At 34.1% G+C, this 19,703-nt stretch carries 17 protein-coding genes and 1 pseudogene; all 18 read right to left on the reverse strand.

Translation table 11 applies throughout. The features are described 5' to 3' along the window. Positions 1-129: 129 nt before the first annotated feature. The 18 genes and pseudogenes from AAHN03_RS00075 to AAHN03_RS00160 all read right to left on the reverse strand — a co-directional run bounded on the left by AAHN03_RS00075 (position 130) and on the right by AAHN03_RS00160 (position 19,562). On the reverse strand, positions 130-291 hold the full coding sequence (locus AAHN03_RS00075) for a hypothetical protein (RefSeq protein ID WP_341761148.1): 162 nt from the start codon (positions 289-291) through the stop codon (positions 130-132). A 204-nt stretch (positions 292-495) separates the two neighbouring features. Beyond that, entirely contained in the window at positions 496-891 is a 396-nt protein-coding gene (gene atpC / locus AAHN03_RS00080) for an ATP synthase F1 subunit epsilon (protein ID WP_342278696.1), read from the reverse strand. Then, on the reverse strand, positions 891-2,324 hold the full coding sequence (atpD, locus tag AAHN03_RS00085; RefSeq protein ID WP_342278697.1) for a F0F1 ATP synthase subunit beta: 1,434 nt from the start codon (positions 2,322-2,324) through the stop codon (positions 891-893). The genes atpC and atpD overlap by 1 nt, the downstream gene beginning before the upstream one ends. A 20-nt stretch (positions 2,325-2,344) precedes the next feature. After that, positions 2,345-3,235, reverse strand: a complete 891-nt coding sequence (gene atpG / locus AAHN03_RS00090; protein WP_342278698.1) for an ATP synthase F1 subunit gamma — start codon at positions 3,233-3,235, stop codon at positions 2,345-2,347. A gap of 212 nt (positions 3,236-3,447) precedes the next feature. Continuing rightward, complete coding sequence (gene atpA, locus AAHN03_RS00095; protein WP_342278699.1) at positions 3,448-5,019, reverse strand: F0F1 ATP synthase subunit alpha; 1,572 nt, start codon at positions 5,017-5,019, stop codon at positions 3,448-3,450. 319 nt (positions 5,020-5,338) lie between these two features. After that, on the reverse strand, positions 5,339-5,902 hold the full coding sequence (gene atpH / locus AAHN03_RS00100; protein WP_342278700.1) for an ATP synthase F1 subunit delta: 564 nt from the start codon (positions 5,900-5,902) through the stop codon (positions 5,339-5,341). Positions 5,903-6,120: 218 nt separating this feature from the next. Beyond that, positions 6,121-7,105: pseudogene (locus tag AAHN03_RS00105) on the reverse strand (DUF4040 domain-containing protein). Continuing rightward, positions 7,102-7,389 carry a Na+/H+ antiporter subunit G gene (locus AAHN03_RS00110; RefSeq protein ID WP_342278701.1) on the reverse strand — a complete coding sequence of 96 codons (288 nt, stop codon included), beginning with the start codon at positions 7,387-7,389 and terminating at the stop codon, positions 7,102-7,104. The pseudogene AAHN03_RS00105 and the gene AAHN03_RS00110 overlap by 4 nt, the downstream one beginning before the upstream one ends. A 7-nt stretch (positions 7,390-7,396) precedes the next feature. Next, positions 7,397-8,851, reverse strand: a complete 1,455-nt coding sequence (locus AAHN03_RS00115; protein WP_342278702.1) for an NADP-dependent isocitrate dehydrogenase — start codon at positions 8,849-8,851, stop codon at positions 7,397-7,399. Between the two features lie 20 nt (positions 8,852-8,871). Further along, on the reverse strand, positions 8,872-9,441 hold the full coding sequence (locus AAHN03_RS00120) for an OmpH family outer membrane protein (RefSeq protein ID WP_342278703.1): 570 nt from the start codon (positions 9,439-9,441) through the stop codon (positions 8,872-8,874). Between the two features lie 194 nt (positions 9,442-9,635). Beyond that, positions 9,636-10,541, reverse strand: coding sequence for an Rpn family recombination-promoting nuclease/putative transposase (locus AAHN03_RS00125; RefSeq protein ID WP_341763240.1), 906 nt, complete (start codon positions 10,539-10,541; stop codon positions 9,636-9,638). A 321-nt stretch (positions 10,542-10,862) separates the two neighbouring features. Next, positions 10,863-12,632, reverse strand: a complete 1,770-nt coding sequence (locus AAHN03_RS00130; RefSeq protein WP_341761263.1) for a glycosyltransferase family 2 protein — start codon at positions 12,630-12,632, stop codon at positions 10,863-10,865. Between the two features lie 9 nt (positions 12,633-12,641). Further along, the gene (locus AAHN03_RS00135) at positions 12,642-14,486 is read right to left on the reverse strand and encodes a hypothetical protein (protein ID WP_342278704.1); all 1,845 of its coding nucleotides are present in this window, start codon (positions 14,484-14,486) and stop codon (positions 12,642-12,644) included. Then, positions 14,483-15,715, reverse strand: coding sequence for a glycosyltransferase family 4 protein (locus AAHN03_RS00140; RefSeq protein WP_342278705.1), 1,233 nt, complete (start codon positions 15,713-15,715; stop codon positions 14,483-14,485). Before AAHN03_RS00140 ends, AAHN03_RS00135 begins: the two co-directional genes overlap by 4 nt. 6 nt (positions 15,716-15,721) lie before the next feature. After that, on the reverse strand, positions 15,722-16,534 hold the full coding sequence (locus tag AAHN03_RS00145; RefSeq protein WP_342278706.1) for a 2OG-Fe(II) oxygenase: 813 nt from the start codon (positions 16,532-16,534) through the stop codon (positions 15,722-15,724). A gap of 33 nt (positions 16,535-16,567) precedes the next feature. Beyond that, on the reverse strand, positions 16,568-17,695 hold the full coding sequence (gene wecB / locus AAHN03_RS00150) for a non-hydrolyzing UDP-N-acetylglucosamine 2-epimerase (RefSeq protein WP_341761267.1): 1,128 nt from the start codon (positions 17,693-17,695) through the stop codon (positions 16,568-16,570). Continuing rightward, the gene (locus tag AAHN03_RS00155) at positions 17,688-18,698 is read right to left on the reverse strand and encodes a polysaccharide biosynthesis protein (protein WP_341761268.1); all 1,011 of its coding nucleotides are present in this window, start codon (positions 18,696-18,698) and stop codon (positions 17,688-17,690) included. The genes wecB and AAHN03_RS00155 overlap by 8 nt, the downstream gene beginning before the upstream one ends. 9 nt (positions 18,699-18,707) lie before the next feature. Then, a complete protein-coding gene (locus AAHN03_RS00160; protein ID WP_341761269.1) occupies positions 18,708-19,562 on the reverse strand; it encodes an SDR family oxidoreductase in 855 nt (284 codons plus the stop codon). Positions 19,563-19,703 lie beyond the last annotated feature (141 nt).

The following is a 19,703-nucleotide window of genomic DNA, read 5'->3' on the forward strand; positions in this document are numbered from 1 at the left end:
TTATTTTAATATTTAATATTAACTTTAGAAGATTAGCAACTGCTTTTCATTCTGTATATCAGGAGATCCATACCATTATTTTTTCACCTGTGGAATTTTATAATAAAGAAATACTGATAAAAGTGTACTTTAATGACAAGAGTTTTTATTTGAAACAAAACAATGGTAATACACATAAGAAGCATTATGTTGACTAATTTTTAGTATGTCAAGTAGAAAAGTGATGTTTACATGACTACAAACTTCATGCCAAAACCACTGCAAACCTGATTCTTTAGACGTTTTAAGCACTTTTTTGTCTCGAAGATGAGTTGCGAGGAGTCGCGAAAAAGCGGCAACGCGGCAACCTAGGATACGCGAAGCGTACTAGAAAAAAAACAGCTTCGCTGTTTACCTAGATCGCCACGGCATCTAAAGAGCCTTGCTATGACGATTATAGAAAAATGTGTACTATGATGTTATATACTCTTCTGCTTTGAAAAATTGTTTAATTCTTTAAATATGAGCTAGCAAAGATTCATATCTAGCAATATCCAATTTAATAATATCAATTTTTGTATCATCAATTTCTTCGTCTATTTCTTTTGTTAAAGAGTCTATTTTCCTAATTATCTCATGTAGTTGCAAACTACTAGTATCAACAGCAAATTCTGTTACTATATTTACATTTGTCCACGTGACCTCAGCTAACCCTGAGTAGATAAAATACTTAAATACAGAATTATCTACTGTAATTTTTGTCAATCCATCTTTTAAATTTGCAATTAATAACTCATGACCTAGTAAAACCTCAAATTCTCCTAATTCTCCCGGCATTGTTACCATCTGAGCTTCCATGTCAAACACAACATTCGCTGGCGTTACAATTTTAACCCTAATTGTTTTATTCATTATGCCACTTTTTCTTTAAGTGTTTCGCCTTTCTCTACTGCTTCATCAATGCTACCAACCATATAAAAAGCAGCCTCTGGTAAATAGTCATATTTGCCGGAAACCAACCCATGAAACCCTTCAATAGTATCAGCTAAACTGACAAATTTTCCAGCTATACCTGTAAATACTTCGGCAACATGGAAAGGTTGAGATAAAAAGCGTTGAATTTTCCTTGCCCTAGTAACGGTTAATTTATCTGATTCCGATAACTCATCCATTCCTAGAATGGCAATTATATCTTGCAGAGACTTATATGTCTGTAAAACTTTTTGTACCTCACGAGCAACCAAGTAATGTTTCTCTCCAACAATTGCCGGATTTAGTAATTGTGAACTACTATCAAGTGGATCTACTGCCGGGTAAATACCAAGCTCAGCAATTTGTCGACTAAGTACGGTAGTCGCATCCAAATGAGTAAAAGAAGCAGCAGGAGCAGGATCAGTTAGGTCATCTGCTGGCACATAAATAGCCTGCACAGAGGTAATTGATCCAAGCTTTGTTGAAGTAATACGCTCTTGCAGCTCTCCCATATCTGTTGCCAATGTTGGTTGATAACCAACTGCTGAAGGTATTCTACCTAATAGGGCTGATACCTCAGAACCAGCTTGAGTAAAGCGAAAAATGTTATCGACAAAAAACAAGACATCCTGTCCTCCATCTAAATCCCTGAAACTTTCGGCTATAGTAAGACCAGTTAAAGCAACTCTAGCTCTTGCACCGGGTGGTTCGTTCATTTGTCCATAAACAAGAGCTACTTTAGATTTTTTGGGATTTTTTAAATCAATTACCCCAGAGTCAATCATTTCGTGATAAAGGTCGTTACCTTCTCTAGTCCTTTCCCCAACCCCTGCAAAAACTGTATATCCTCCATGTGCTTTTGCTATATTATTAATAAGTTCCATAATTAACACTGTCTTTCCTACCCCAGCACCACCAAATAACCCAATTTTTCCTCCTTTTGAATAAGGGGCTAAAAGATCAATGACTTTAATCCCTGTAACCAAAATGTTTTTTTCAGTTGATTGATCAACAAAATTTGGAGCTGGTTTGTAAATTGAAGCAAAGTCAGTTGAATCAACCTTACCTCTTTCATCAATTGGTACACCAACCACATTTATTATGCGTCCGAGTGTGCCAATACCGACAGGTATCTTAATAGTCTCACCTGTATCTATTACTTCTTGCCCTCTTACTAACCCTTCTGTTGGACCCATAGATATACATCTAGCAATATCGTCTCCTATATGCTGTGATACTTCTAGTATCACTTTCTCTCCATTATTATCGCACTCAAGTGCATTGAGAATTTTTGGCAATTTACCATCACTACTAAACTGCACATCGACTACAGCTGAAATAATCTGCACAATCTTGCCAATAGTTTTTGTCATATTTTACCTTAATTTATTTTTTATACGGCTTCTGCCCCTGCAATAATCTCTATCAAGTCCTTAGTAATCATATCTTGTCTAGATCTATTAAGTTTTAGTGTTAACTTATTAATAAGCTCCTTAGCATTTTTGGTTGCATTATCCATTGCTGTCATTCTAGCTCCTTCTTCGCTAGCTCTATTTTGTAGTAGAGCATAATTAATTTGAGCCGATACATAAAGATTAATCATATGCAAAATAAGCCCTTCACCTTCATATTCATAGCTCAAATATTTCTCATTTGAACATAGCTGTTTTTCAATTGGCAATATTTGCTTTTTAGTTGGAATCTGTATCATAGCATTTTTACAGTTGTTAAAATATATTTGACAATTGCTAATTCTAGAATCCTCTACCATCTCCATCAGTTTTTCTTTGATTTGAAATGACAAATTATTATTATGAGCTTTTGGAAATTCATAATAATCATCAATATAATGGGAATATTGTCCCTTAAATGCATCATAACCCTTTTTGCCAATAATAATAAGCTTTACTTGTTTACCAGCATTTTCCAAATTTGCAATATCAGATTTTACCTGCTTGGACAGTAAAAAATTAAAAGCTCCGCATAAACCTCGTTCGGAGGTGACTACTATTAGTAAATGTGACTTATTTATATTCAAGTCACCTTGGTCTAATAATCCTTCCGAGAAAAATTTTTTCTGCTCGATAGGCATATCCTGTAAATTATTGCTAGATGCCACGCTAGACATTATACCCTGCAGAATCCCCATATAATCCTCTGAGTCCTTAACTTGGTTTTTGGCTTTTGTAAACTTAGTAGCCGAAACTATCTGCATAGCCTTAGTGATTTTTTGCGTTGTTGTAATGCTCTTAATACGAGATCTTAACTGTTTTAAACCTGACATAGCTACCTAATTAATCTTAATCTGAAGTCGATTTAACTTACTGAACACTCGATAATCAAGTTTTTTAGAATTATTAAAAAATACGTCTATTAGCGAGAAGTCGCGAAAAAGCGACGACGCGGCAATCTAGGATACGCGAAGCGTTACTCTAAAAAAACAGCTTCGCTGTTTACTTGGATCGCCACGGCATCTAAAGAGCCTTGCTATGACGGTTAAGGAAAAACTTGATTATCGAGTGAACAAGCATTAAAGTTTTGCACAAAATGTTCTAAGAAAATTTTTAACTTTTGTTCCATTTCTTCAGTAATTCGTCCTTGCTCTCTAATAGATACTAAAATATCGTTTTCACTCAGTTTTATTTCTTGTAGCATTCTATGCTCAAATTCTTTTATTCGTTCAACAGGAATACTATCAAGATAATTTTTTACCCCAGCATAAAGACTAACCACTTGTTCCTCAACAGGGAAAGGACTATATTGATCCTGCTTCAATATTTCGCTCAGCTTTGTACCATGTGAAATAAGTTGTTTAGTTGCAACGTCTAAGTCTGAACTAAACTGAGAAAAAGCTGCTAATTCCCTAAATTGTGCTAACTCAAGTTTTACACTTCCTGCCACTTGCTTCATAGATTTTACTTGTGCTGCTGACCCTACCCTACTCACTGATATACCAATATTTACTGCCGGTCTGATACCTTTATAGAACAGCTCATTTTCTAAAAAAATCTGTCCATCAGTAATTGATATAAGATTGGTTGGAATATATGCGGAAACATCACCTGCTTGAGTTTCAATAATTGGCAAAGCTGTAAGAGATCCCCCACCAGCTTTATCTGACATTTTTGCGGCTCGTTCAAGTAACCTAGAATGTAGATAAAATACATCTCCTGGATAAGCTTCACGTCCCGGCGGTCTTCTAAGTAATAGTGAGATTTGTCTATAAGCAACAGCATGTTTACTTAAATCATCGTAAATAACTAGTGCATGCATACCATTATCACGAAAATACTCACCAATACTACAACCAGTGTAAGGGGCAACATATTGTAACGCAACAGGATCAGAGGCAGTAGCTGCTACAACTGTGGTATATTCCATTGCTCCTGAGTCTTCTAATCTTTTTACTACCTGTGCAACAGTTGATCTTTTTTGACCAATAGCTACATAAATACAATAAATTTTATTTTTTTCATCGCCGTCAAGATGAGCTTGTTTTTGGTTAATAATAGTATCGATAACAATAGCGGTTTTACCTATTTGCCTGTCACCAATAATTAACTCCCTCTGACCTCTACCAATAGGAATTAGGGCATCAATCACTTTGATACCCGTTTGCACCGGCTCTTTAACACTTTTTCTAACAATTATCCCCGGAGCTTTTTCCTCTATATTCCTATATGTATCAGTTATAATCTCGCCTTTACCATCAATAGGATTTGCCATACCATCAACGACCCTACCAAGCAATGACTTACCAACTGGTACTTGTAAAATCTTTCCAGTTCTTTTTACCACATCACCTTGTTTGACTTCTCGATCACTACCAATTAATACAATACTTACAGAGTCTGTTTCAAGATTAAGAGCAAGACCTTTCACGCCTGACGCAAACTCAACGACCTCGCCAGCTTCCACATTATCGATACCATATACCCTAGCTATACCATCACCAACTGTTACAACCTGCCCTACTTCTCGTAAATCGCTAAGCTGATCAATATTAGCAATTTCTTTTTTTAATATTTCAGCAAGTTCAACAGCCTTTAATTGTTGGGTAGACCCCATAATTATTCCTCATATAAAATTTATTTAACCTACGCGAATTCGGGATAAGAATTGACAAATTCTTATCCCGAATTCGCGTTATATGTATCCCGGAAGTTCAATGTATAGCTAGACCGAAAAAGTTTTAGCCAAAAACCGTCTATTAGCGAGGAGGCACAAAGTGCCGACGTGGCAATCTTGTGAAGTAGTACTCAAATCACACCTCGAGGTCGCCTAACAAAGGCAGATATTACTTCATGAGATTGCCACGTCGGCACTTTGTGCCTCCTCGCTAATAGACGGTTTTTGGCTAAAACCTTTCCAGTTTAGTTATAACAAGTTACATCGAACTTCCGGTTATCTTTGTAGATTTCAAGGTTTTCGTTATTTTTTCTAACATTCCAGCAATAGAATAGTCCCTAACTATGCTATCATATTGCACCACAATACCGCCAATAATTGACTGACTTTGGCGAAAATTTATAGCAACCTTCTGCTGAAAGTCATCTGCTAAATATTTTGTTAACCATTCTTTCTCTCTAGTCTGCAAAGATTTAGAAGAAGTTACTTTTACCATTTTAATATTTCTGCTGTTATTAAGTAGTTGTTGGTATAATACTATTATGTTTGATAAAATAGGCATACGTGAATGCCTTAGTAATATTAACAAAAACCGCTTAACTATAGATTCGATATTAAAGGTTTTTGTAATTAACTCAATTATTTTACATTTGTCAATATCCTTTACTATAGGAGAAAATATAACAGCCTTGATTTGCGGATTATCCTCGATAAATTGATTAATAATGGTAATCTGCTGTAATATTTTATCTTCCAAGCTACTTGCCAATGCATTATCAAATAAAGCAGAAGTATAGTTACGTACTAATTTATTGTTAATCATTATGTTTTTATATCCATTAAAATTCTATAACTATTACTATGGCTTAAACTCGATAATCAAGTTTTTCCTTAACCGTCTATTAGCGAGAAACCGCGAAAAGCGGCATCGTAGCAATCTTTTGAAGTAATACTTGTCCCTACTTCACAAGATTGCCGCGTCGCCGCTTCCAGCGACTCCTCGCTAATAGACGTATCTTTTAATAATTCTAAAAAACTTGATTATCGAGTTATAGAATATATTAAACACATAACCGATGCAACGCAAAGTCCAACGCCAATTTCAATGATAAAGATACCAATATGTTGAGCTAATAATTTATCATTTGCAAGAGAATAGTAGTTTAAGTAATTATCGTCAAATAATATTGATACCATACCGGTCATGGCATAGATAAGTACCCCGATAGTAGCCATACCAACTAGTAAATCAGTAGAAAAATATTGTTTTAATTTGAACTGACCATGAACTAAATCAAAACCAATTATCATAGAAGCAAATATAGCTCCAGCTTGGAATCCGCCTCCTGGTGATGCATCACCATTAATTTGAATATATAGACCATATAAAAATATATAAGGTAAGATAAAAAGAGTAGAATGTTTTATAATGATAAAATCTTTAAGCATGTTCATTACTTTTTTGTGAAAATAGCAATAATACCGATATTCCAGCAATTAAAATGACTGCCGTTTCTCCAAGAGTATCATAACCTCTGTAGCTAGCTAGTAGTGCTGCTACAAAAGAGGGAATACCAATATCATTTTTAGTATTTTCAATATAATATTTGGTTAGGTGACTTTGTATAGGAGAATCTATAGATCCATATTCTAGTAAATCAAGTCCTGCAAAGCTAAATGTTACTATGAACATTAAACATATAATTGATGAACTTATTACTCGTGTTGGTTTAAGATCACATTTCTGTATGTCTTGCAATCTAGTGAGAAAGCTTAGGAAGACACAACTAGACAAACAGCTACCTAGAGCTACCTCAGTCATTGCCACGTCTAGAGCGTCCATAAGAAGATAAGATAAACCAATAAGTAAGCTAAAAACAGAATTTATTACTACTGTTTCTAATAAAGAATTACAAAATATAATCTTAATTGATACGATGGCAAGCATTATAAGGATTACCATAAGCAACCAGCTAGCTAGTTGAAAATTTATTATTTCTGGTATCATAAATAAGCGATCAATCATTTTAGGTTAGTTTTTTCTAATAAAGCAGCCTTGCCAATTGCATGAGTAGATACCGGGTTTAATATTAAAATCAATATAGAGGCAAAAACTAATTTAAAAGAGCTGGTAAAATCATGTTGTAAAAATGCAAGACCAACAAGTGATAAAGGTACGCCGCAACATTCAATTACACTAGCAGCATGAATTTTTGTATAGAAATCAGGAAATCTAAAAAGTCCAACAATCCCGGAAAATATTGCTATAATTCCGAGTAAGATTAATCCATAACCGATAACAAAAAACATAAATATTCTATTCTCCTTGAGCAAGCGAATATCCAGCTTTCCCATCAAATTCAAATAGATTTTCAATTTTAATAAAGTCTATTTTTGCCTTGCTTAGAGCTTCAAGTAAATGGGCTATAGATAAATGCGTTACTCTTTCCCCATCTTTCTTTGCCATAAAGCGGCAACACCAATGATCAGACAGTAATTCAAACCTCTCATCTCTTGGCCATAATTTAAGTCCCATGGAAGCTATGGTTTTTAATTCTAAGTCACCTAAATTGATAGTTTGAATTTTTGCTGCTACATCATGGGCAGTCAAAGCCTCCATCTGTATGAATATATCACTACCTACCAATTCTTTAGCTTCTTTAGTATTAATCGAATATATCGTGTCAATAGTTTCTTGTGCAGTTGATGATGAATATGCAGCTGCTGCGAGCTTAGAAGGTTTGGAGCCTAGTCTTTTCACTACTTCATCAGCAAATTCCTTAGTTCCAACTTTTTTACTAGATATTTTCTCATCATAGATATCCCCAGTATGAACTCCGTCCTCAATGGTTTTTTTCCAAGCATTTTCTATTAATGCAGCAATATCCTTTTGCTTAATATGAATTAGCATCATAATTACTGCGTTAAGTAAACCAGAAGGATTAGCCAAGTTACGATCTGCAATATCCGGGGCAGAGCCATGTACCGCTTCAAATAAAGCATAATTTTGACCTATATTAGCAGAACCGCTAAGTCCTACTGATCCAGAAATTTCTGCCACTACGTCAGATATAATATCCCCATACAGATTTGAAGTTACAACGACGTCAAATAATCCTGGCTGAGTTGCCAGTCTTGCAGTGCCTATATCTATTATATAATAGTCACTTTGAATCTGCTTATATTCACTCGCAATTTCATCAAAAACTTTATGAAAAATTCCGTCAGAAAGTTTCATAATATTATCTTTACTAAAACATGTGACTTTTTTACGGTTATTTTTTATCGCATATTCAAAGGCATATCTAATAATTCTTTCACTACCAACTTTGCTGATTAGTTTAAGAGATTCATAAACATTGTGAGTTTGGCGATATTCAATTCCAGCATATAAGTCTTCAACATTTTCTCGTACTATAACCGTATTTAAGTTTGGATGAAGTGTTTTAACAAAAGGAGCATAAGAAATAGAAGGGCGAACATTGGCATAAAGAGAGAGGGCTTTTCTAAGAGTTACATTTAAACTTTTATACCCACCACCTAAAGGAGTGGTAATAGGGGCTTTTAGAAGAATCTTAGTTCTTGCCAATGATTCCCAAGTATCTTGTGCTATCCCTGAAGTATAATGCTTCTGGTATAATTTCTCTCCTACTTCCACCATTTCTATACGTATTCTTGCTTCAGCTTCTTTTAAAATATACAGTACTGCTTGCATTATTTCTGGACCTATACCATCACCATAAGCTACTGTAATGGGAGTAAATTCTGTCATTGATAAACCTCTATAACAAATTATTCGTATTTAATTGTAACATGTTTTAATTTATTATTTAGTTCTGCTATCACTTCTTGTGTAATATTCAGACTATTTTTAGCAAATAAAATTTGAGTACTAGGTATAACTAGATCAAGATTATACTTTTCTGCTAAAGCACTTATAATCTTTGTTATTGCTTCTTGTACTTTTCCTATACCTTCAGCATGGGCTTGCTCAAGACGTACTTTCCTATCTCGTATTTCTTTTTGTGCTATGTTTATTTCCTTTTCAAAAAGACTAAATTCTTGTTCAAAAGCTGATTCACTTAAAGAGTTACGTTTTCCCATTAATAGATTCTCTATTTCTTTTAGTTCCCCATCCTTCTTTGATAGATCTTGTCGAATTTTCTCGCTTATTTGGTCTACAGATTTTCTTATAGACTGGATTGCTACAGAATGTTCTAGAATAGAGTGTATATCTACAATAGCAATTTTTGTCGCAAATCTATTTGCAATATTTGTATTAGAAGCATAAATAGTTGAATAGCTGTTAATTATTAAACAAAATATTATTGTTAACCAGCTATGACACCGTTTTGACCACATAACTATCATACTAATGTTAGTGTTTTTGATCCACATAGAATTTTCTCTTCTAAATTCTTCAATTTTTTGCAGTATATACCAAAAATTTCTTCCACTAATATGTTTTTACAAAAATAATATCTTTTTTAACTTTCAACAGTTATGAACAACGGTCGTTCTATTTTTCCAATACAGCAATTCAATACCCTTCCTATTTAATTTTCGTCAAGTACAGTAGTTGTGTCTTCAGCCAAATTCTCACGTAGCACTTCTATTTCTTCTATGGATAGTTCTATTATTCTACTTATAGTTTCTATAGAAAAATTTTCTTTTAGCATTTTTTTTGCCATTGCTATTTTTTCTTCAGCTCTACCTTCAGTTCTAGCTGCAACTATATAATCACGTTCTTTTAGCGATTCATTGACATAATTCTGATAGTGCTGACGTTCTTCTGGAGTCATTTTTAGAACACTCAGACGTTCTGCTACTTTCTTCATATAAGGCGACTTAAAATCATCTTTAACCTCAGAATGTTTGGCAAAATATAACCACTCATCCAACTCATCTTTTATAATACCATCAAAAAGCGGTACGGAAATAACAAAATATTCAGGAAATACATTGTGAACATCAAAAAACCTACAACCCATATCAGCAAGATGTAAGTCTACTGGATGTTCCCTGTCCATTTTTCTAAATATAGTCTGACCGTGATATAATGGAGAGCTTATATCGCTCAACACAAAATATATTAAGTTGATATGAAATATTTTTTTGATATCACTATAATCCTGATCTGAGCTGATATTATCAACAATCAACCGACAACTATTAAAGCAAGCTTTGTGGAGAAAAGTGTGGGTAGTTGAACGATCTATTTCCACAATATATTTATGACCTTGCTGGTCTTCAACGATAACGTCAGCTACGCTTTTCTTTAAGTCTTTACGTTCTTTATTACTCTCACTCTCTAGTAAAGCGGTGATTTTTACTGGTAAGTAACCAGCATCTTTAAGGATAGCCGAAATAAAGCCTTCGATTATTTCATAATCACCTTTATCTTTGAGTAGATATTTAATCGCATAATCTAACGATACCAGTGTTTTACTATTCGTACTCATAAGCTATCCTCATTATAAATTTCCTTCAATATTATCCACTCCATCATCTTTTGACGCTTGCGAGCATATGTACAAAAACAAAGCTCGCATGCCTTCATTGAAAGCGGTGTAGTTGCTTTCTTGCCGCATGAAATTGCTGCGATACACACCACTTATGTAGGCTAAATCTTCTAAGACTATTCTAGCATTTTCTCCACTGAAAAGCTGCAAATAAATTGATTTTAATTGCTCTTTTGAGAGTAAAGTAGGTGGAGATTGGGTTGCTGAAGAATTACTTTAATCCTAATTTAATGCTTGTCTCTTAAAACAGTATCAAAACCATCATTGGAGTATACCTAGTTTCCTACAAATTTTATTCCACGTTATTCTAAAACCATCTACACGCAGTGATCTTACGATCATCAAAATTAATTGTACTATTATATTAGGTTTGTAACTCTTAAATAATACAGTAGGTACGTCATTAAATTTTATTAATTTACTTGATGAAAAGCTAGGTATCTTTGTTGCGGATAATAGTAAAGGTTTAACTTGCTTATCAAATTGACTTAAATATTCATCATTCATAACAAATAAGGAAATATTAATTAATCTTATTGTCATTTTTTTATTATTGAAACAATTACTAATTCCATAATTAACTCTAACACATGATAAGGCCAAATCAATTGCTTCTATATCATGTTTGCTTGCTATAGATATCCACAAGCATATATCTTCACCAATCTTTATATTTTCAGGGAATTTGTTTGACATAAAAAGGGAGGTTTTTCCCATTACACTAGACATTGCTATTGGACATTTAGTAATAATATTTGGAAAAACTTGCTTGCTAAAAGTACCAGAGCTTATATATTTTATCAAATTTCCAACCCAATCTATTCTATGGTAAGAAGTATGCGAGAATAACAAACTATTATCCTCCATAAACTTCAATTGAACCTCAAGTTTATTGTCATAAAACAAATCATCAGAATCAATGAACGCTATGTACTGCCCAGAGGCATGTTTAATACCTAGATTACGTGCCGCTGCTGGTCCTGCATTTTCCTTACGAATATATTTAATTCTACTATCTTTATTGCACTCCTCAATCAACCTAGATACATCATCTTCAGAACCATCATCTACTATAATCAATTCAAAACACTTATGAGTTTGTGCAATAACACTCTTTATAGACTCAATTGCCAAATCAATTCTATTATAAATTGGCATAATTACACTAATCTTAATATCGGTTAAGATATCCTTAGCCATTGAATCAGCTAGTTCAGATGCTTGATAACAAGAAGCATTTGCAAGAAAAACACTAGTACGATGCAGGAATAAATAAGGCGATCCTTCCATTATAGTCATTTCTTCTAAAGTTAACCTTCTGAGAAACCCAGACCATAATTCACTACATTCATTCATATGGCTAGTAATTTTATGTGTTCCTTGGTCTAGATGAGTACGACTTTTAATTAAAATACGATCATCAAAATGAATAGGTGCTATCCGTAGAAACTCAAACCAAAGTGCATAATCCTGGGTAGTTAATAATGTTTCATTAAAAGTACCAATTTCACGGAAATATTTTATGGGTATTAAAAGAGTACATCCATGAATTAATCCTCGCATAAGAGGGAATAATGGGATATTACATTTTTCCACTGATAATATTTTATCTGGTCTTGTAAAAGACAGTGATTTGGATTTATGATCTATAACTTCATATCCACCGTAAATAATCGTATTACGATTGGGAAGAGTATTAAGTATATTAATTTGATGTTCAATTTTATTTGGATTGTAAACATCATCATGACTAAGCCACGAAAAATACTCTCCTGTCATTTCCTTAATTGCCAAATTTAAGGCTGAAGCTACCCCACCGTTTGGTTTGGAAAAATAACGAATCTTGTTACCATAAGATAAAGCTATACGTTCCGTTTCACCATTATCATTTGATCCATCATTAACAACTAAAATTTCTAAATTTTTATAAGTCTGAACAACTGTACTATCTATTGCTTTACGCATATAATTAGCACCGTTGTAAACGGGAATAACGATTGAAACTTTTGGATAAAAGAGGCTATTGCTCATTGAAATACCTCACATAACTTGTCTAAATGATAATGAGATATCCTTTAATAACCAAAGTCCTAAGCTTTTATCAGAATATAACCCCCCATCTTCTGTACAACCCTCATTCACTAATAAAATTGGTTTTGGAAAATTAAACGGTGGTTGTTGCAAGTTTAAAACACGCCAAAAAGTTTCTTTAAGCTCCTCATTTAACCCTCTATTTACAAATGTTGTTGTTAATAGATAAGTAGCACCTGATTTTTTAAAATTAGCTATTACTTTAAATGCATCTTCAAAATTTAGGTGTACTAGTAAATCTCGTGAAAAAATAAGATCAGTTATTGGTAAAGTGTCTTTAGTTAGATTCAAAACTTTAAATATTCTTGTAGTATTACCAAATTCTTCTTTATTTTTTTCTATCAAAGCATCTACAATATCAACTCCAATATATTGTTCTACTTCAAGCTCTGTCTTTTGCATCCAATACCAATCACCACATGGAGCATCAAGAAAGGTTTTAATTTTAAATTCTCTAATAATCTTTGGTATCTCGTTTCTAACAATTTCCGTCTGTAATAGATCAGACCCTTCGCCAGAACGTGATACAGAGCCTCCAAAAATATTCTTATCATATACTTCAGAGAATTTATTCTTTAAGTTATTTTTTGATGCACTATCTAATCCTAAAAACTCAAAAAATGTTTTTTGCATATGCTCTAAAGTAAAGTCCATTAAAAAACAAGCAGTAGCATTTTTTGTCACTATTGCATATGAAGTTGTATTTAGGATAGCATGTTCTAGTTTTTGCAAAACAACTAGAGAATCCATAGATGTACACAAAATCCCTGCATTATGCTTGGCTATATATCTAGTAGGTGATGCATAATATGGTGCATGACAAAAAACAGGACGACCAGCGGCAAAATAGGAGACCAATTTTCCAGGAAAACTATTGGTAACCTCAAGACGATACTCTTCTGAAAACCAGTACGGCATGTACAGGAGATCTGAATCTTCTAAGAAATTGATGGTTTCTTCTTGTGACTGCCATCCTAGATATTCGAAATTAGTTGGCGTCTGAGTATATACCTGAAAGTGAGCCCCAAGGACTCTAAGACGAATTCGCCTTCCTGCTATAGACCAATTAACTTGATTTAGAGTATTAATAAGGCATTGCCATGCATCTTGTGCATATAATTGTCCTGCTATAGCAATGATAAATTCATTTCTATTCTCATGTGGTCTTGTTGCAGGTATCTTGGCAAATTTATTAGGTAAACTAGCAATTACAGGTATACTACGCACACCGTATTTATGCGAATAAGTCTTTGACATTGCCCATGAAGCAGATGCACATGACTTACTATGTTTTATGACCTCATCGAACTCTGCTAGAAGTCGTCGCCTAGTATATACATCAATATTATTCTCACGCAACCACCACTCGAAAGGATCCCATACTTGAGTAAATAATGGTAATGCTAACTTACAAGAAAGAGGTCTAGCTAAACGTACAATAGTTTGACCTTCCAACACCACCCATAATGCATCAACTTGCTGTTGTTTTGCAAAATTAACAATTTGCGGTAATATTGAGTATTTTACCCGCATTGCTTGAATTAACTCAAAGACAAGTGCTAGTAATCTACCTGCTTTGCCCCATAATCTCCTCGGAGCCATTTCCCGAGGTTTTATCAATTTAAGGTGAGGAATTATCTCTAATTCTTTAGGTATGATTGGTTTAAGGTGGGGGTGTACAATTGAGCAAATTGCAATTTGTTCAATTGGTAAAAACCGTATTAAACGGTCTAGCACTAATCCTGCAGTAAAATTATGACAAGGAGGCATATCTGTTAAAAGTAAAATTTTCATCTATCAACAACCCTATTATAAATATCAGCTAACTTTTTAGCTTGGGCTTCATCTCCATAATGCAATTCAGCCATCATTCTACCTTTTTGTCCTCGCCGTTTACATTCATCCGGATTATCAATTAAGTGTTGTAGTGCTAAGTACAAAGCTTCTCCATCACGCATAGGTACTGCCAAACCAATATCTGGAGCAAAAGTAACGTCAGGCAATGAAGTACTTTCAAAAACAATTACAGGTTTACCGCAAGCCATTGCTTCAATTGCCATCATGCCAAATGCTTCTGCAACTGATGGCATTAAAAAAATATCTGCAGCTACCAATGCCTCCCGCACTAATTCTTCATCATTAGTCCAACCAAGATTTACTATCTGGAATCGGTCGGCAAATTGCTGTAATAATGCTCCTCCACTACTCAAAGTCAATAAGCAAATTGGCTGCTTTGACTTAATACGTTCGAGTGCCTGAATAATATAAGGTACTCCTTTAAACTCATTTTGCTCTACCCGAAAGCATATTACCAAAGCATTTTCAGGAATATCAAATAGCTTTCGTGCATTTGGACAAGCAGCAGCAGAAAAGAAGTTTAAATCTAACCCAAATGGCACTAAATGAACTAGTTTATTCTCAAACATTGGTGAATTATTAACCATATCTTGCATCCATTTTGAGGCTACAATGATATCGAAATCAGATCTCTTGTAAGCTGCACGCTTATAATTAAATAAAAATCTAGTATTATCCTTAGCAAGTGGTATATGGCTAGTCAGGTCAGGACAATTACCACAACCAGTCATCCAACGTTTACAATCAAACGGATGAATACAATGTCCTGTCATAGCCCAAGGATCATGTAAAGTCCAAACCGTTGGCTTTAGCTTGGTAATCTTTGATAAATCTGATATAGAAAAATATCCTGAACTTATAATATGAAGGTGAATAAGATCAGCTTCTTTAAAGGTCGGCATTTTGATCATTCGCGAAGCGTTCAAATGCAGTACTGACTGTAAAGAAGTAATTCGTTCTATTTTATTAATTACCCGATTAATTTTTCGAGCTATTGCTCCTTCAAAAGTTAGTATTTCTGGATTTTGAGTATCCTTCTCCCAAATTAAATGACGAGATTCAATACCATATTTTTTGAGAAGTGGTGTTATAGATAATCCACTAAATCTACGACCTGGTGATTCGTATCCATTCACTTGCAGTATCTTCATTAAACTACTACTCATAAAATCTCAGCTATATTCTCTAATAATATTACCATCCTTATCAGTAAAATTACGTTTTTTCCACAGAGCTCTATGAGGTTTGTCAATAATATTATTAATAGATTCCCGAGGGGCTTTTGTATAGTAATATAAAATGATCGATTTACGATATTCACCTTCTGGAAATTTACATGGATCTGGTAAACCATGATAGCTTTTATCGTGCGTATTAAATGCAACAAGACGATTAAATAATGGAGCAAGCTTTTTTAAACAATTCTCGCCATTATTATTATAGATTCCAAATTCTCCTCCCCATCCTTCTTGCCATTTTGGGTTCAAATATATAATAACATTCATACGACGATTAAGTCCCGTTGCATCATGATAATTACCATCAACATGTACATCTAATAAACCATTTGGCATTGTGACATTAAGCCCTCCACCAGTAAAATATGGATCAGGCACAAGTTTTCTAATATTAAAAGTCTCTGATAAGGCTAAAAGAAATATAGACGAATTGAGCAAACGAATAGTATCAACAATAGCTTCCGGTATATCAAATTCTGATTTCCATATAGTCCTTTGTTTTATCTCAATATTTTCATCATAGCTTCTATCCCATATATCTTCATTAGGGGAAGGAAAATTATCTAAACAACTTTGAGCTAAATCAGCATGTAAAAAATTATCGATTACTAGGTGTTTAAATGGCTCAAGATAATACATACCATTATTTTTTGCATCAATAATCTTATTGCTTGCAAGTAGTGCAAACTCTTTCATTTGAGATTGAGAGAACCGACAAGGCAAATTAGCCTGAGATATTCTAGTCATACAAACCTTTATGTACATTTAGGTGGTACTAATTCACTTAAACCACACAACTCTATTAATATAATCCACGTAGCTCAAAACGATACGGAGTATTTTTTGAGATACTAAGCCAGCATTATAATCTGAAACGATTGTTTGTAAATGACTATATTTACTATGTTGTTTGGTTACAATACGCACAGCATCTAGAACCTTTTCTACTTTAAGACCACTCATTATCAAAACACCTTCATCCATCCCCTCAGGTCTTTCGTGAGTATTACGAATGGTAATTGCTGGTAATTTAAGAAGAGAAGCTTCCTCAGTAATTGTACCACTATCAGATAAAATACAAAAAGCCTCCATTTGCAATTTTATGTAATCTAGAAAACCGAATGGTTTTAAAAACCGAATTTGTTTATCCAAACCTTTAATACCTAATTTTTCTAACAGCTGACGTGTACGAGGATGTGTTGATACAATCACGGGCATATCATATTCTTTAACCAACATCTGTAAAGTATTAAGTAAGTCCTGTAAATTGGCTGACACATCTACATTCTCTTCACGATGAATACTGACTAAAAAATATTGATGAGCTTGAAGTTCTAGCCTATCTAGCACATTTGATAGATGCACTTTAGGCATAAAATAACCTAACACTTCTTGCATATGCGAACCAGACTTGATAATTCGCTCTGGCGATACACCTTCGGCAATAAGGTAACGACGGGCATGTTCAGTTAGAACTATATTGATGTCGCTTAAATGGTCAACTACTTTACGATTTAGCTCTTCTGGTACTCTTTGATCAAAACAACGGTTGCCAGCTTCCATGTGAAAAACTGGTATCTTTTGCCTTTTGGCTGCGATAACTGAAAGGCAGGAGTTCGTATCACCATAAAGCAACAATGCATTTGGTTGTTCTTTTCCTAAAACCTCATCAGTTTTCTCAATAATGCGTGCAATGGTTTGTGTTGCATTACCACTAACAGCAGCTTCTAAAAAATAATCTGGTTTACGAATGTTAAGATCGTCAAAGAAAACCTGATTTAGTTCATAATCAAAATTTTGCCCTGTATGAACCAAAATATGATTAGTATACTCATCAAACTCAGAAATTACTCTAGACATTTTAATAAGTTCTGGGCGAGTACCAATAATGGTCATTACTTTAAGCATTAAGTTGCTCTTTAATGAAGTCAAGTGTTAGTAAAAGTTTTTTAACTTGTTCTATATTCAATCTTTCTGTATTAGATGATGTATAGTCAGTTAAAGAAGCAACGTTTAGATCTCCTTCTACAAAAAACTTTGAATAATTGAGATCACGATTATCAGCAGGAATCTTGTAATAATTTCCTAAATCTTCAGCTTTAACCATCTCCTCACAAGAAATCAAAGATTCATAGATCTTTTCTCCATGACGCACACCAATTAAACGAATCTCATTATTAGCATTAAATAATCCTTTTATAGCATGAGCTAATACTTCAATCGTTGAAGCTGGAGATTTCTGCACAAAAATATCACCTTGTTGACCATGTTCAAAAGCATATAACACTAAATTTACAGAATCTTCAAGTGACATTAAGAAACGTGTCATATTTGGGTCGGTAATAGTTAGCGGTTTCCCCTCTTTAATTTGATTAACAAAAAGAGGTATTACTGAACCCCGGGAAGCCATTACATTACCATAACGAGTACAACACAGGATAGTATCTCCTTTAGAACTCATTCGAGCTTTAGCTATCAACAATTTTTCCATCATTGCTTTTGATAAACCCATGGCATTGATAGGATATACCGCCTTATCAGTACTGAGTACCACAACCCGCTCAACACCATTGGCAATAGCTGCATTCATCATATTTTCAGCTCCCAGTACATTAGTTCGTACTGCTTCCATCGGATAAAATTCACATGATGGAACTTGCTTCAAGGCTGCAGCATGGAACACATAATTAACATTTTTCATAGCATAGTAAATACTATCATAATTTCTTACGTCCCCAATATAAAACTTAAGCTTTGGATTATTGAAAGCAATCCTCATATCTTCTTGTTTTTTTTCATCCCGACTGAATATGCGAATTTCTTTAATATCACTTTCTAGTAATCGTTTCATCACTGTGTTACCAAATGACCCCGTACCTCCAGTAATCATTAAAATTTTATTAACAAACATTCTTACCTTTTATTTAAATTTATACATACGTTGAATTAACTCTGACCACTCAGGCGGTGCATATCCCGTTGCCTTATTAAAAAGCTCGGCATTAAGTGAGCGATCAATGACCAGTTCATTAGATGGAATTATTTCGATTGTTTTTTTATAAGTACTAGCCACAAGTTTTAACAAATCATATTTATTGATCGGTTTTGCTGCGACATGATAAAGTCCACACATATCGGGTCGCGGTATAACGATGTCACGAACTATTCTTGCTAATTCAATAGTTGGAAGTCCAGAGAACACGGCTTGGACAAACCCTCTAACTTGTTTTTTTTGTGCAAGAAACCAGCCAATGAGACTCTTACCTCCCGATAACTCATGTCCGATAATTGAAGTACGAAGTGTTATAGTGTTAGGATAACTTACTTCCCCTAAAAACTTTGAACGACCATAGAGATCATTAGCATCTGCAAAATCACTCTCTGTATAGTTACCCTTAGACCCAGAAAATACACAATCTGTACTAACATGTATAAAACGAGAGCCTATAGCTTGACATATTATACTAAGTCTATGAGGAAGCAAAGCATTAATTGATAGTGCTTGTAGGTAATCATTTGCATCCTCTAGTTGTTTAATTAGCCCAATACAATTTACTACCACATCAGGTCGAATTGTTGCAAATAATTTAATAAGAGAATCATGATTTTCTATATTTACTGGGGCAATGAGTTGTTTAGATGACTCTTCAGAAAAATAACGGCAAGCACCATTATTCCTAGCTGTCCCGTAAACGTTAAGGTTATGATCTTCAGCCATAAACCTAAACATGGCATTACCAAGCATGCCTGTTATACCAAGGATTAATATTTTCATAGATTATTCTTCAAGCTTTTATTCAGTTTTTGCTAGGATTCATGAGGTTACGTTATTATATCACCAAACTCATTCTTTAAAATAGATAACTTTTCCAAATCTTGTCATATTGTCGCCATCCGGTAATTTTAATTGTCACTA

The organism is Candidatus Tisiphia endosymbiont of Myopa tessellatipennis, assembly GCF_964031105.1.
Classification (GTDB): Bacteria; Pseudomonadota; Alphaproteobacteria; order Rickettsiales; family Rickettsiaceae; genus Tisiphia.